General features: G+C 68.1%; 14 protein-coding genes. 4 read left to right on the top strand and 10 right to left on the bottom strand.

Going from position 1 to position 14,452, the window contains the following annotated elements; genetic code table 11:
- The first annotated feature begins 198 nt into the window (after nt 1-198).
- From ACQP2Y_RS10660 to ACQP2Y_RS10650, 3 genes are read left to right on the top strand one after another with little or no spacing between them, the layout of a single operon-like run.
- Entirely contained in the window at nt 199-1,017 is an 819-nt protein-coding gene (locus tag ACQP2Y_RS10660; RefSeq protein ID WP_433726823.1) for a class I SAM-dependent methyltransferase, read from the top strand.
- Between the two features lie 17 nt (nt 1,018-1,034).
- Nucleotides 1,035-1,250 carry a DUF2945 domain-containing protein gene (locus ACQP2Y_RS10655; protein ID WP_433726821.1) on the top strand — a complete coding sequence of 72 codons (216 nt, stop codon included), beginning with the start codon at nt 1,035-1,037 and terminating at the stop codon, nt 1,248-1,250.
- Entirely contained in the window at nt 1,243-1,566 is a 324-nt protein-coding gene (locus tag ACQP2Y_RS10650) for a DUF3140 domain-containing protein (RefSeq protein WP_433726819.1), read from the top strand. The genes ACQP2Y_RS10655 and ACQP2Y_RS10650 overlap by 8 nt, the downstream gene beginning before the upstream one ends.
- A gap of 154 nt (nt 1,567-1,720) precedes the next feature.
- Here the strand turns inward: ACQP2Y_RS10650 and ACQP2Y_RS10645 are convergent, their stop codons facing one another.
- On the bottom strand, nt 1,721-2,065 hold the full coding sequence (locus ACQP2Y_RS10645; protein WP_360549002.1) for an ArsR/SmtB family transcription factor: 345 nt from the start codon (nt 2,063-2,065) through the stop codon (nt 1,721-1,723).
- Nucleotides 2,066-3,063: 998 nt separating this feature from the next.
- Here ACQP2Y_RS10645 and ACQP2Y_RS10640 point away from each other — a divergent pair.
- Nucleotides 3,064-3,957, top strand: coding sequence for an IS982 family transposase (locus tag ACQP2Y_RS10640; protein WP_433721220.1), 894 nt, complete (start codon nt 3,064-3,066; stop codon nt 3,955-3,957).
- A gap of 20 nt (nt 3,958-3,977) precedes the next feature.
- On the opposite strand, the gene polA is transcribed toward ACQP2Y_RS10640, so the two are convergent.
- The 9 genes from polA to ACQP2Y_RS10595 form a co-directional block, all read right to left on the bottom strand.
- A complete protein-coding gene (polA, locus tag ACQP2Y_RS10635) occupies nt 3,978-6,671 on the bottom strand; it encodes a DNA polymerase I (protein WP_433726817.1) in 2,694 nt (897 codons plus the stop codon).
- 54 nt (nt 6,672-6,725) lie between these two features.
- Nucleotides 6,726-7,490 (bottom strand): amino acid ABC transporter ATP-binding protein, encoded by a 765-nt coding sequence (locus ACQP2Y_RS10630; protein ID WP_433726815.1) that lies wholly within the window; start codon nt 7,488-7,490, stop codon nt 6,726-6,728.
- Nucleotides 7,487-8,500 carry an amino acid ABC transporter permease gene (locus tag ACQP2Y_RS10625; protein WP_433726813.1) on the bottom strand — a complete coding sequence of 338 codons (1,014 nt, stop codon included), beginning with the start codon at nt 8,498-8,500 and terminating at the stop codon, nt 7,487-7,489. The genes ACQP2Y_RS10630 and ACQP2Y_RS10625 overlap by 4 nt, the downstream gene beginning before the upstream one ends.
- An 8-nt stretch (nt 8,501-8,508) precedes the next feature.
- Nucleotides 8,509-9,420 (bottom strand): ABC transporter substrate-binding protein, encoded by a 912-nt coding sequence (locus ACQP2Y_RS10620; protein ID WP_360818392.1) that lies wholly within the window; start codon nt 9,418-9,420, stop codon nt 8,509-8,511.
- Between the two features lie 33 nt (nt 9,421-9,453).
- Entirely contained in the window at nt 9,454-10,164 is a 711-nt protein-coding gene (locus ACQP2Y_RS10615; protein ID WP_360818377.1) for an ABC transporter ATP-binding protein, read from the bottom strand.
- Nucleotides 10,154-10,918, bottom strand: a complete 765-nt coding sequence (locus ACQP2Y_RS10610) for an ABC transporter ATP-binding protein (RefSeq protein ID WP_433731883.1) — start codon at nt 10,916-10,918, stop codon at nt 10,154-10,156. Before ACQP2Y_RS10610 ends, ACQP2Y_RS10615 begins: the two co-directional genes overlap by 11 nt.
- A gap of 103 nt (nt 10,919-11,021) precedes the next feature.
- Nucleotides 11,022-12,197, bottom strand: a complete 1,176-nt coding sequence (locus ACQP2Y_RS10605) for a branched-chain amino acid ABC transporter permease (protein WP_433726810.1) — start codon at nt 12,195-12,197, stop codon at nt 11,022-11,024.
- Nucleotides 12,194-13,144, bottom strand: coding sequence for a branched-chain amino acid ABC transporter permease (locus tag ACQP2Y_RS10600; RefSeq protein WP_433726808.1), 951 nt, complete (start codon nt 13,142-13,144; stop codon nt 12,194-12,196). The genes ACQP2Y_RS10605 and ACQP2Y_RS10600 overlap by 4 nt, the downstream gene beginning before the upstream one ends.
- Nucleotides 13,145-13,224: 80 nt before the next feature.
- Nucleotides 13,225-14,355, bottom strand: a complete 1,131-nt coding sequence (locus ACQP2Y_RS10595) for a branched-chain amino acid ABC transporter substrate-binding protein (protein WP_433726806.1) — start codon at nt 14,353-14,355, stop codon at nt 13,225-13,227.
- Nucleotides 14,356-14,452: the final 97 nt, after the last annotated feature.

Below are 14,452 nucleotides of genomic sequence, written 5' to 3'. Positions count from 1 at the left end.
TGCCGAGGCACACGATCCGCGAGTGCATCGACTAGCTTACCGTGCGCATTACCACAGGTTGCAAGGCCTCCTGATGACCGAGGCACATTGTTCCCGCGGAACCGCTCTGAGCGGCCGTTTTGTGGCGTTTTGAGCGCCCGGTGAGGGGTCCGGGAGCCGCGGACGGGAAGTGTCGTACGGTCCCCGTACCGTTTGGGCGTGATCGAAGCGCAACCAACCGCCGTGGCCGGCACCCTGCGCCGGGCGGTGACCGATGCGGAGAGCCGGGTCGCCAGCCGGCACTGGTGGGATCTGGACGCGGACGACTACCAGGACGAGCACGGCAAGTTCCTGGGCGACGTGGATTTCGTCTGGTGCCCGGAGGGTCTGCGGGAGGCCGACGCGCGCCTGCTCGGCGAGGTGCGCGGGAAACGGATCCTGGAGCTGGGCGCGGGAGCGGCGGCCGGCGCCCGCTGGCTGGACGGACAAGGTGCCGACGCGGTCGCGTTGGACCTGTCGGCGGGCATGCTGCGGCACGCCCGCGAGGCGGCCGAGCGCTCAGGGGTACGGGTGCCGCTGGTCCAGGCCGACGCGCTGGCCCTGCCGTTCGCCACGTCCTCGTTCGACGTGGTCTGCACGGCGTTCGGCGCGATCCCGTTCGTGGCCGATTCGGGCGCGGTGATGCGCGAGGTGGCCCGGGTGCTGAAACCGGGCGGGAAGTGGGTGTTCTCGCTCACCCACCCGATGCGATGGATCTTCCTCGACGAGCCGGGCGAGGACGGCCTGCTGGCAGTGCACCCGTATTTCGACCGCCGGCCGTACGTGGAACAGGACGGCGACGGCGTGCCGACTTATGTCGAGCAGCACCGCACCCTGGGCGACCGGATCCGCGAGCTGGTCGCGGCGGGCTTCGTGCTGACGGATCTGGTCGAGCCGGAATGGCCGGAGGGCCACGAACAGATCTGGGGCCAGTGGAGCCCGCTGCGCGGCAGGCTGTTCCCGGGCACCGCGATCTTCGTGAGTTACTTGCCGTCCTAGCCGGGTATCTGCAGCTCATGGCACATGACGAGAACCTGGGCAAGGGCGACCACGTGTCGTGGAGCAGCCACGGCCAGAAGGTCGAGGGTGAGGTCGAGCAGAAGATCACCAAGCGTACGGAAGCGGCGGGCCGCACGGTCGACGCGTCGAAGGACGACCCGCAGTACAAGGTCAAGAGCGACAAGACCGGCCGCGAAGCGGTGCACAAGCCGGGGGCGCTGCACCGTGACTGACGTGTACGAGGACTTCCGCGCGGCGGTGAACATGACGGCCGGCGAGCTGGAGAAGTGGCTGAAGACGGAAGAGTCGCGCGAGGTCGGCCAGAAGAAGTCGGAGAACGCGGAATCCGTGGGCCACGACTCGGGCCGGAAGATCATCAAGCTGCTGCACACCCGCAAGGGCGACCTGACAGAGGAGGACGAGGCCCACATGCGCAAGGTGACCGGGTACGTCCACCGGCACCTGGCCCAGCGCCCGAACGGCGACGTCAAGGAAACGAAGTGGCGGTATTCGCTGATGAACTGGGGTCACGACCCACTGAAGAAGTAGACCCAGGGGTCCGGTTCCGCGATTGAGCACCGCTGCACGGCCTCGTCGCGGGTGCCGGCCGGCCGATCGCACGCTTGCGGAGCCATCGCACGCTTGCGCAGCCGCAGCCGCAGCCGGAACCGCAGTCGCCTCGGGCCGGGCGCCGGGCCGGAGGTCAGATCCCGGCGGTGACGGAGCTGACGTCCAGCAGGCCGGCCAGCAGGGCGAGCGCCGCCGGCACGAGGCGGTAGTAGACCCACGTGCCGCGGCGGTCGCTGTCGACCAGGCCGGCTTCGCGCAGGACCTTGAGGTGGTGGGAGATGGTGGGGCCGGTCAGCTGGAACGAGCCGGTGAGGTCGCAGACGCACACCTCGCCCCCGCCGGCGGACGCGATCATCGACAGCAGCCGCAGCCGCACCGGGTCGCCGAGCGCCTTGAACATCGGCGCGAAGGCGTGGGCCTGATCGGCGTCGAGCGGCCGCCGGACCACGGGCGCCCAAGCACTGGACGACGATGTCATCTCGGTCGAAGAACTCGGCATGGGCTCACCCTTGCAAACCGAAGCAAATCTCGGATTAGAAGATCTACCCCACGACTCCACACGGCCAGGGAGCTGTAGCGCAAAGCCAGAATGCATTACGCGGCAACGGTTCGGCCGGGTCGTCGAGGCCGGGGCCGCGCGGTTCGCCCACCTACGGAATCCGAGGTGGACGGTGCAGCTGGCACCGCCGAAGGCATCGAAGCTGACCTCTCGCTCCGAAGAAACCGCCCGAAGGGGCAACTCGACCCCCTCAATTCTCGGCCTCAGCGGGCGTGGCCTAAGTCACTAATCGCCACCGGACGTCGATGCGGAAGGCCGGGCGGACTTCGCCGACCAAGAGATCCCGGCTTCGTCAGCCGATACCCGAGACGCACGGTGCAAGCGACGGCAACCGAGCGCGCGCCGAAGTAGCCGCGGCGCCGGGTTCGTCATCGGTCGGCAGGCCGCGTGCGACGAGGAGTTTGAGTTCGGCGCGCGGGCTTCGGGTGTCTTGAGCTGCGGTGTCGGGGCGTTGCATACGACCTTGACGCCCGCTGGGTGCCGGTGGCGGTGAACCCGGCGAGGATCCGCCGGCAGACCGGGCTCCAAACAACGCGGGCAGCCGTTCGGATGCGGTCGCCGGCGCCAGTGAGCCGCAGCAACACACGGTGACCGCGGCGGTGTCGGGGCCGGGCCGCCGAGGTGGTCGCGGCGCCCGAAGCGGTCGCAGCGGCCGAAGTGGTCGCGGCGCCCGAGGTAACCGGGGGCATGTCGCCGCGCTGCAGGAGATCGTCACCGCGACGACGGTGCCGCCGGACGACTCGCATCGCTGAGCGTCCGCCCGGAGCGGACCGCTAGACGAGTAAGTCCTTACTCGTTGAGCAAGTGAGCTGCGGTGGGGTCTGTACGCGTGACTACTGAGCACGTGCACTGAGCACGTGCACTGAGCGGTTGGACGCTTGGCCCGCGTAAAGGTGAAGGGTGTCGATGATCTGTTTGTGACGACAGACATCAACACCCTTCTCATCGCACTCTACGTGAAGATCGACGACTGGCTCGGGAAGCGTCGTCGGACCGGGCGTCCTCCGAAGCTGTCCGACGCCGAACTATTGACCATCGCGGTGGCTCAGGCCCTGCTCGGGATTCGTTCCGAGGCCCGGTGGCTGCGGTTTTTGCCCAAGCATCTGCCCGGCGCGTTCCCGTATCTGCCCGGTCAGTCCGGCTACAACAAGCGCCTGCGGGCCGCGCTGCCGCTACTCAAGAAGGCTATCCGGCTGGTCGCTTCGGACACTGACCTGTGGCACGACGACGTATGGGTCACCGACTCCACCCCGGTCGAGTGCGGCCGGTCCCGGCCCACGGCGAAACGCTCCGAGCTGGCCGGCTGGGCCGGCTACGGCTACTGCGCCTCACACTCCCGGTTCTTCTGGGGGCTGCGCCTACATCTGATCTGCACACCCTCGGGCCTGCCGATCGCCTGGTCCCTGGCGACCGCGAAGACCGACGAACGCCAGGTCTTAACCGCTGCCCTGGAAGACGACCCCAGCCTGCTCGAGGCCCGGCCGGGACAGCTGATCATCGCGGACAAAGGCTATGTCTCCGCCGAACTTGACCGTTGGCTCGCTGATCGCGGAGCCCGGCTACTGCGCCCTTCCTACCGCAACCGGACTGCACACCCTGGCGAGCACCTACTCAAACCCGTCCGGCAGTTGATCGAATCGGTCAACGACACGTTGAAAGGCCAGCTCGACCTGGAGCTGCACGGCGGCCGCAGCATCGAAGGCGTCGGTGCCCGCATCGCGCAACGCCTCCTCGCCATGACCGCCGCGATCTGGCACAACCGCGCCACCGGCCAACCCTTGACCAGGTCCTTGATCGCTTACGACCACTGACTCAGTTAGGACTTACTCGTCTAGTGGTCAGCGCCGTTCCAGTCCTGGCCGACACCGACCGAGACCTCCAGCGGCACGGACAGCGGATAGGCCCCGCCCATCTCCTGCCGCACCAGAGCCTCCAGCGTCTCGCGCTCCCCCGGTGCCACGTCGAAGACGAGCTCGTCGTGGACCTGGAGGAGCATGCGGGACCGCAGGCCGGCGGTGCGCAGGGCGCCGTCGACGCGGAGCATGGCGATCTTGATGATGTCGGCCGCCGAGCCCTGGATCGGGGCGTTCAGGGCCATGCGTTCGGCCATGTCGCGGCGCTGGCGGTTGTCGCTGCTCAGGTCGGGCAGGTAGCGGCGGCGGCCGAGGATGGTGGCCGTGTAGCCGTCCTGGACCGCGCGGCGGACCACGGTCTGGAGGTAGTCGCGGACGCCGCCGAAGCGCTGGAAGTATTCCTCCATCAAGGTGCGGGCTTCGTCGGTCGAGATGGTGAGCTGGTTGGACAGGCCGAAGGCGCTCAGGCCGTACGCGAGGCCGTAGTTCATCGCCTTGATCTTGCGGCGCTGGTCGGGGACGACCTCCTCGACCGGGACGTGGAAGACCGACGAGGCCGTGGCCGCGTGGAAGTCGGCGCCCGAGTTGAAGGCCGCGATCAGGGCCTCGTCCTTGGACAGGTGCGCCATGATGCGCATCTCGATCTGGCTGTAGTCGGCTGTCATCAGCGACTCGAAGCCCTCGCCGACCACGAACGCGCGGCGGATGCGGCGGCCTTCCTGGGTGCGGATCGGGATGTTCTGCAGGTTGGGGTCGGTCGAGGAGAGCCGGCCGGTCGCCGCGACCGTCTGGTTGAACGTCGTGTGGATGCGGCCGTCGTCGGAGACCGACTTGAGCAGGCCGTCCACTGTCGACTTCAGCTTGGCCACGTCGCGGTGGCGCAGCAGGTGCTCCAGGACCGGGTCGCCGGTCTGGGCGAACAGGCTCTGCAGGGCGTCCGCGTCCGTGGTGTAGCCGGACTTGATCTTCTTGGTCTTGGGCAGGCCGCGCTCGGTGAACAGGATCTCCTGCAGCTGCTTGGGTGAGCCCAGGTTGAACTCGCGGCCGACCACCTCGTGCGCCGCCTGCTGGGCCGCCTTCACCTCCGCGGCGAAGTGCGCCTCCAGCTCGGAGAGGTATTCCGTGTCGGCGGCGATGCCGACGTGCTCCATCTCGCCCAGCACGATCGCCAGCGGCTGCTCCACCTCGGCCAGCAGGCGCTGCGAGGCGCCGTCGTCGCGGGACAGCTCCTCGGTGATCGTGTCGGCCAGGTCGAGGGTGGCGCGGGCGCGGAGCATGACGTTCTGCTCGGCGGTGCCCTCGTCGTCGCCGAGGCCGTCCAGGGTCAGCTGGCCGGTCTCCGGGGCGTCGACGCGCAGCTCGCGCTTGAGGTAGCGCAGCGCCAGGTCGGTCAGGTCGTAGGCGCGCTGGTCGGGCTTGGCCAGATAGGCCGCCAGCGCGGTGTCGACGCGGACGCCGGCCAGGGACCAGCCGTGCGCGCGGAACGCCAGCATGGCCGGCTTGGCCTCGTGGATGACCTTGGGGCGGTCGGGGTCGGCCAGCCAGGCGGCAACCGCCTGCTCGTCGCTCTCGTCGAGGGTCGTGGGGTCGAACCAGGCGGCCGGGCCGTCGCCGGTGGCGATCGCGACGCCGGTCAGCTCGCCGGTGCCGCGGCCGAAGCGGCCGGTGACCGCGACGCCGACGGGCGCCTCGCGGGCGTGCTCGCTCAGCCAGCCCTCGACCTGACCGGCGGCCAGGACCGTGCCGGAGAGGTCGAAGCCGGACTCCGCCTCGGGCTCGACGGCGTCGAGATACGAGTAGAGCCGCTCGCGCAGCACCCGGAACTCGAGGGCGTCGAAGACCTGGTGCACGGCCTCACGGTCCCAGCCCTGCCACTTGACGTCCTCGGGGCGCAGCGGCAGCTCCAGGTCGCAGACCAGGGCGTTGAGCTCGTAGTTGCGCATGACGTCGGCCAGGTGGGCGCGCAGGTTCTCCCCCGCCTTGCCCTTGATCTCGTCGACGTGCGCGATGATGCCGTCCAGCCCGCCGTACTGGTTGATCCACTTGGCCGCGGTCTTGTCCCCGACGCCGGGCACGCCGGGCAGGTTGTCGCTGGCCTCGCCGACCAGGGCGGCCTTGTCGCGGTAGCGGCCCGGGGGGACGCCGTATTTCGTCTCGATGGCCTCGGGGGTCATCCGCCAGACCTCGGACACGCCGCGGACCGGGTAGAGGATCGTGACGTGCTCGCCGGCCAGCTGGAACGCGTCGCGGTCGCCGGTGGAGATGACGACCTCCATGCCGGCGTCGCGGGCCTGGCAGGCCAGCGTGCCGATGACGTCGTCGGCCTCGTAGCCGGGTTTCTCCACCACCGGGATGCGCAGCGCCTCGAGGATCTCCTTGACCAGGCTGACCTGGCCCTGGAACGGCTGCGGGGTCTCGGCACGACCGGCCTTGTAGTCGGCGTACTTCTCGGTGCGGAACGACACCCGGGAGACGTCGAAGGCGACCACGATGTGCGTGGGCTTCTCGTCCCGCAACATGTTGATCAGCATCGACGTGAAGCCGAACACGGCGTTGGTCGGCTGGCCCGTCTGCGTCGAGAAATTCTCCACCGGCAGCGCGAAGAAGGCGCGATAGGCCAGCGAATGCCCATCGAGCAGCAGCAAGCGGGGGGTCTGGGCGTCGTTACTCACGTCGCAGAACTCTAGTCTCGCCGTACGACAAGAACCGGGACCGCCCCGCCTGCTTCACAGCACCTTGCTCAGGAATGCCTTGGTTCGTTCCTGCTGCGGATTGCCGATGACCTCGCGCGGAGGTCCCTGCTCGACCACGACGCCGCCGTCCATGAAAATCAGCGAGTCGCCGACCTCGCGGGCGAAGCCGATCTCGTGGGTCACCACGATCATGGTCATGCCGTCACGGGCCAGGTCCTTCATCACGTCCAGGACCTCACCGACCAGCTCGGGGTCCAGCGCGCTGGTGGGCTCGTCGAAGAGCATCAGCTTGGGCCGCATGGCCAGCGCCCGGGCGATCGCCACACGCTGCTGCTGGCCGCCGGAGAGCTGACTCGGGTAGCTGTCCTTCTTCTCGCCCAGGCCGACCCGGTCGAGCAGCGCCGCCGCGCGGTCGCGGACCTCGCCCTTGTTCTCCCGCTTGACCCGGCAGGGCGCCTCCATGACGTTCTGCAGCACCGTCATGTGCGGAAAGAGGTTGAACCGCTGGAACACCATGCCGATGGCCCGGCGCTGCGCGGCGACCTCTTTCTCCTTGAGCTCGTGCAGCTTGCCGCCGCGCTCGCGGTAGCCGATCAGGTCGCCGTCGACGAAGATCCGGCCGGCGTTGATCTTCTCCAGGTGGTTGATGCAGCGCAGGAACGTCGACTTGCCCGAGCCGGAGGGGCCCAGCACGCAACTGACCTCGCCGGACTTCACCACGAGGTCGATGCCCTTGAGCACCTCCAGCGATCCGAAGGACTTGTGCACGCTCTCCGCGCGCACCATCTCGTCCGTCATGCTGCCGCCCCTCCCGGACCCGACGTGGGCACCGCACCGCCCTGCTCGGCCGTGAGGCCGCTGAGCCGCATCCGGGCCTTGCCGGCGGTGCCGTAACCGCGGCTGAAGTGCCGCTCCACGAAGAACTGCACGACCATCAGCACACTGCAGATGATCAGATACCAGAGGCAGGCCGCGATCAGTACGGGCAGCACGATGAACGTGCGCGAGCTGATCGCCTGCAACTGGAAGAACAGCTCGAACGACACCGGTACGAATGCCACCAGCGACGTGTCCTTGACCATCGCGATCGTCTCGTTGCCGGTCGGCGGGACGATCACCCGCATCGCCTGGGGCAGCACGATGCGGCGCAGCACCTGACCGCGGGACAGACCCAGCGCCGACGCCGCCTCGGACTGGCCCTCGTCCACGGACTGGATGCCGGCCCGGACGATCTCGGCCATGTACGCGGCCTCGGACAGCCCCAGCGCCAGCACGCCGGCCAGGAAACCGGAGAGCAGGTCGGTGGCCTTGATGCTGTAGAACTGCGCGTTCAGGTCGTGGATGCCGAACAGGTTGCCGAGCTGCGCGTCGAACGGCAGCCCGAAGCCGATCCGCTCCCACAGGATGCCCAGGTTGCCGAAGAGGATCGCCAGCACCAGCCGGGGCAGCGCCCGGAACACCCAGGTGTAGCCGAAGGCGACGCTGGACAGGATCGGGTTCGTCGACAGCCGCATGATCGCCACCACGACGCCCAGCCCGACACCGATCACCATCGCCAGCACGGTCAGCAGCAGCGTGCCGCGCAGACCCTCCAGCACCGGGCCGGTGAACATGGCCCCGCGCTTGCCCTCGCCCATGCTGACGAAGATGAAGTGCCAGTTGAACCGGTCGTTGGTGAAGATCAGGTGGAGGAACATGGCGGCGAGCACGGCCAGGACCGCGATCGCCACCCAGCGCCCGGGGTGCCGGACGGGCACGGCCTTGATGGCCTCGGGTCGTGCCCGTCCGGACTGTGTCTCCGTCGTCATTGCGCGGGTCAGGAGACCTGCGGGTTGACGGCCGGGTCGGTGATGCCGCCGGCCTCGACGCCCCACTTGGTGAGGACCGTCTTGTACGTGCCGTCGGCGATCAGCGCCTCCAGCGCGGCCTCGATCGCAGCGCCGAACTCCGCCTGCGCCTTCGGCAGGACGTAGCCGTACGGCGCCGAGTCGTAGATGTCGCCGACCAGGGCCAGCTGGCCGTTGGTCTGCTTCACCGCGTACGCGCCGATCGGCGAGTCCGCCAGCATGGCCTCGTCCTTGCCCGAGACGACCGCGTTGGTCGCGTCGGCCTGGGACTGGTACTGGTCGATCGTGATCTTCGCCTTGCCGGCCTCGGTGCACTTCTTCGACCGCGCGGTGACGTCGTCGAGCTGCACGGTGCCGACCTGCACAGCGACCTTCTTGCCGCAGGCGTCGTCCGGGTTGATCGTCGCCCCGGCCTTGGCCGCCCACTGCGTGCCGGCGTTGAAGTAGGACACCATGGTGGCCTCCTTCATCCGCTCGGCGTTGACGGTGAACGAGGACACCCCGACGGTGTACTTGCCGGAGGTCACGCCCGGGATGATCGCGTCGAACTTGGACGACTGCCACTCGGTGGTCAGGCCCAGCTTCTGCGCCACCGCGTTGAACAGGTCCACGTCGAAGCCGATGACCGTCTTGCCGTCGGCGTCCAGGTACTCGTTCGGCGCGTACGTGGAGTCCGTACCGATGATGAGCTTGCCGGCCGCCTTGATGTCGGCCGGGACCTTGTCGGCCAGCGAGGTGTCGGCGGAAGCCGACGGCACCGGAGCGCCCGACCCGGTGCCCGGGTCGTCCGACTCCTCGCCGCAGGCGGTCAGAGAAAGGGTCATCGCGAACGCGGCGGTCAGGCCCACGAACGCGCGCCGCATGGGGGTGGTGCGGAACATCGTCGTCAACTCCTCAATGGTGTTCGGGTGGGCTCAAGCGACGCCGAGGTAGGCGTCCTTGACCGAGGGGTCGGTCAGCAACTCGGCGCCGGTACCGGACTTGACGATCTCGCCGGTCTCCAGCACGTACGCCCGGTGTGCCCGGGACAGCGCCTGCTGGGCGTTCTGCTCAACCAGGAGCACGGTCGTGCCCTGCTGGTTGATCTCCACGACGATGTCGAAGATCTGCTGGATCAGCATGGGCGCCAGGCCCATCGACGGCTCGTCGAGCAGCAGCAGCTTCGGCCGGCTCATCAGCGCCCGGCCGACCGCCAGCATCTGCTGCTCGCCACCGGACATGGTGCCACCGACCTGCTTCTCGCGCTCCCGGAGCCGCGGGAACAGCGTGAACACCCGGTCCAGATCCTCGCTGATCTCGGCCCGGTTGCGCCGCGTGTAGGCGCCCATCTCCAGGTTCTCGCGCACCGACATGCCCGGGAAGATGCCCCGGCCCTCCGGCGACTGCGAGACACCCCGCACGACCCGCAGGTCCGCGCGGAGCTTGGTGATGTCCTCGCCGTTGAAGGTGATCGTGCCCTGGGCGACCGGGCGCAGCCCGGAGATCGCCCGCATGGTCGTCGACTTCCCGGCGCCGTTGGCGCCGATCAGGGCGACGATCTCGCCCTCGCCGACGGTCAGGCTGATGCCGTGCAGGGCCTGGATGCGCCCGTACATCAACGTGACGTCTTTCAGCTCAAGCAGCATCGGTCGGCACTCCCAGGTACGCCGCGATCACAGCCGGGTTGTCCCGCACCTCGGCGGGCGTCCCCTCAGCGATCTTCTTGCCGAACTCCAGCACCACGATCCGGTCGGTCACACCCATGACCAGGCGCATGTCGTGCTCGATGAGCAGCACGGTCACCCCGCTGTCGCGGATCTTGCGGATCAGCGCGAGCAGCTCGGTCTTCTCCGCCGGGTTGAAGCCGGCGGCCGGCTCGTCCAGGCACAGCAGCGTCGGGTTCGTGGCCAGGGCCCGGGCGATCTCCAGGCGCCGCTGCTCGCCGTACGACAGGTTGCGCGCGACGTCACCGGCGCGGTGCTCGATGCCGACGAAACGGAGCAGCTGGTACGACCGGTCCCGGCCCGTACGCTCCTCGCGGTGGTGCCGGGGCAGCCGGAACAGAGCGGCGATCACGCTGGTCTTGTGGTGGGCGTCCGCGCCCACCATCACGTTCTCCAGCGCGGTCATCTCCGGGAACAACCGCACGTTCTGGAACGTGCGGGCGATCCCGCCGCGGGTGATCTCGTGCTTCTTCTTGCCGACGATCGACTGGCCCTGGAACCGGATCCCGCCGCTGGTCGGGCGGTACACGCCGGTCATGGCGTTGAAGCAGGTGGTCTTGCCGGCCCCGTTCGGGCCGATCAGACCGAAGATCTCACCCTTGCGCAGGCTGAAGCTGACCTCGTTGAGCGCGACGACACCGCCGAAGCGGAGCGTCACGTTGTCCACCTCGAGCAGGACGTCACCGACCGGTTTCGCCGGGGCGTTGTCCTTGGGCCCGGCCTTGTCGACGGGACCCGCATTGGCCGCGTCGGCCTCCTGCGGCGTCTCGATATGCGGCTCACTCAATGGGAGCCACCTCCTTCTCGCGGTCCTTGAGCTCCATCGCGCGGCGCCGGCTCGGGATCAGGCCCTGCGGGCGGAAGATCATGATCGCGATGATCACCGCGCCGAAGATGGCGAACCGGAAACCGAACAGGTCGGTGTGCCAGATCGGGTCCTCGATGCCACGCAGCCGGTCCGGGATGTACGAGATCAGCGCGCCACCCAGGATCGCCCCGGCGATGTTGCCGGAACCACCCATGACCACACCGGCGAGCACCAGGATCGAGAACTGCAGCACGAACGTCTGCGAGTTCATGAAGCCCTGCTGGCCGGCGAACATCACGCCGCCCAGGCCACCGATGAAGGCGCCGATCGCGAACGCCCACAGCTTGTACTTGATCGTCCGCACGCCCATGATCTCGGCGGCTTCCTGATCCTCGCGGATCGCCAGCCACGAGCGGCCGACCCGGCTGTTGTCCAGGTTGCGGACCCCGAAGATGACCAGAATGATCACCGCGAGGCCCAGCCAGTAGTACGGCACCGCGTCGGCGACGCCGAAGATCGGCTTGCCGTCGGAGAACTCACCCGGCGGGTGCGGGATGTCCGAGAAGCCCCGGTCACCACGCAGCGTCTCGGTGCTCGTGGCCACGATCCGGATGATCTCCGCGAAGCCCAGCGTCACGATCGCCAGATAGTCACCGCGCAGCCGCAGGGTCGGATAACCCAGGACCAGGCCGGAGAGCATCGCCACCGCGAGACCGATCGGCACCGCGGCCAGCCAGCCCCACTCGGTCCGCAGCACGCTGTCCGGCGAGGAGAGCAGCGCGACCGTGTAGGCGCCGACGGCGAAGAAGCCGACGTAGCCCAGGTCGAGCAGACCGGCGAAACCGACCACCACGTTCAGGCCCAGCGCCAGCAGCACGTAGTAGGACATGTTGAACAACGCACTCGGCCAGTCGATGCCCTGCGTGACGATCTGCGGGCCGAGCAGCGGGATCTCGCCCACGTACGGCAGCAGGAACGCCAGCGCGGCGAAGACCACACCCAGCACGATCCGGACCACCTTGGGCTGCCGGCCGTACCAGCCGCGCACACCGCCGCGGTCCTCGCGCCTGTTCTTCTTCTCCTGCGCGGACAGCGACCCGGGGGCCGGCGTCTTCGGCGCGGGGGAACTCGTCGCCTCGGTTGTCATGCCCGTGCCCTCCCGAGAGACTCGCCCAGCAGGCCCGTCGGACGGACCAGCAGGATCAACACCAGCAGCACGAACGACGCGGCGTGCAGCCACTCGGTGCCGAACAGCGAGGCCGCGTAGTTCTGCAGCAGACCCAGCAGCAGCCCGCCGAGCAGCGCACCACGCAGGTTGCCGATACCACCGAGCACCGCCGCGGTGAACGCCTCGATGCCCAGCAGGAAGCCGGCGTCGAACCGCGTGACACCGATCTTCAGGTCGTACATCACCGCAGCGATACCCGCCATCAGGCCGCCCAGCAGGAAGACCAGGGAGATCACGCGGCTCTTGTTCACGCCCATCAGCGCCGCACTGTCCGGGTTCTGCGCCACCGCGCGGATACCCCGGCCCAGCCGCGAACGGTTGATGAAGCGGTCCAGCAGGAACATCATCACGAGCGCCAGCACGATGATCAGAATCTGCAGATTCGTCACATGCATGTTGCCGATCACGAAGACGTCACGAGGTTGGATCAGCGGCGGCACACCCTTGATGTTGCGCTGGGTCATGACGCCGACGGTCTCGGAGATGAACAGGGACGCGCCGATCGCGGTGATGAGGAACGCGAGCGGCGGGGCGTTGCGCTTACGCAGCGGCCGGTAGGCCACCAGCTCCACCCCGAGTGCGGTGAGGCCGGAGAACACGATCGCCACCACCAGGCCCAGCAACAACAGGCCGATGACGCTCATGACGTTGGGGGTAGCCGAGTTCTGGTCGAGTCCGAAGAAGCCCCAGACGATGAGGCAGGCGTACGAACCGATCAGGAAGACCTCGGAGTGCGCGAAGTTGATCAGGCGGAGTACGCCGTAGACCAGGGTGTAGCCCAGAGCGAAGAGAGCGATGATCGCACCCTGGGCCAGGCCCGTGATCGTGAGCGGCCCGAAGTCCTGAATCAGACCGGAGAAGTTCACAAGGGGCTCCTGAAACGAGAAGGTCGGTGCGGCCGGAGATCATCCGGCCGCACCGGCCCTACGAAAAGTTACTCAGTCGATCAGGCGGTAGGAACCTCTTGGTCCGCGATCTGGTTGCCCGTCGGGTCGAACTTGAACGTCCACACCTTGATGTAGCTCGGGTCGAGCTCGCCCTTGTCGGTGAACTTGTACGTGTTGGCGATGCCCTTGTACTCGGCCGTCGACAGGTACGTGTTCAGCTTCTCCGTCGTGGTGTTGCCCGCGTCGATGCCCTGCAGCAGCATGTTCGCGGCGTCGAACGCCACGTCGCTGTAGGTACCGGCGTCGACGTTCCACTTGGCCTTGTAGTCCGTGACGAACGTGCCGCCCGCCTTCTCCGGCGGGGAGCACGGGCAGGTCACGATGGTGCCGGTGGCCGGGCCGTTACCCGCGGCCTTGGCCAAGCCGACGTCCTTCATGCCGTCGCCGCCGACCAGCGTGCCCTTCCAGCCCGCCGAGGTGAGCGCCTTACGGATCAGGCCGGCGTTCTGGTAGTAGCCGCCGTAGAACAGCACGGTCGCCTGCGACGAGACGACCTTCTGCACCAGCGCCGAGAAGTCGGTCTGCTTGCCGTCGGCCTCGGTCTTGTCCTTGCCGATCACCGCGGCACCGAGGGTCTTCTCCACGACCTCCGACAGGCCCGCACCGTACGCGGACTGGTCGTTCGCCACGAAGACCTTCTGGGCCTTCATGACGTCCTTGATGTAGTTGGCCGCGGCCGGACCCTGCGCGTCGTCGTTGGCGACAGCGCGGTGGAACGTCTTCCAGCCGTTCGCCGTCAGCGACACGCGCGTCGCGGACGGGGTGACCGACGGGATGCCGGCGGCCTCGAAGATCGGCACCGCGGCCTCGGACTCGCCCGAGAACGGCGGGCCGACGATGCCCAGGATCTTCTTGTCCGCGACCAGGTTACGAGCCACACCGGGCGCGACGCCCGGCTCGCCCTGAGAGTCGAACTTCGCGACCGTGATGCAGTCGGAGCCCTTCTTCGTGTTGTACTGGTTGATCGCGAGCTCGAAGCCCTGCTCGATGTTCACACCGAGGTTCGCCGAAGACCCCGTCAGGGCGCCAAAGTACGCGAGCTTGTAGCCGCAGTTGCCGCTGGCCGTGTCATCACTGCCGCTGTCGCTGTTGCAAGCAGCAGCACCGGCGATGAGGCCGATAACGGCCAACCCGCCGATGGCACGTACGAGAACCTGCCTCAAGGTTGGAACCCTCCTCCATACCGAACCCACCGAGCCACCGCCGGTCGATTGGCACTTGCGCACC

The sequence above is a fragment of the Actinoplanes sp. CA-051413 genome (genome assembly GCF_050955795.1).
In the GTDB taxonomy this organism is placed as follows: domain Bacteria; phylum Actinomycetota; class Actinomycetes; order Mycobacteriales; family Micromonosporaceae; genus Actinoplanes.
This window is presented reverse-complemented; position numbering and strand designations above follow the sequence as displayed.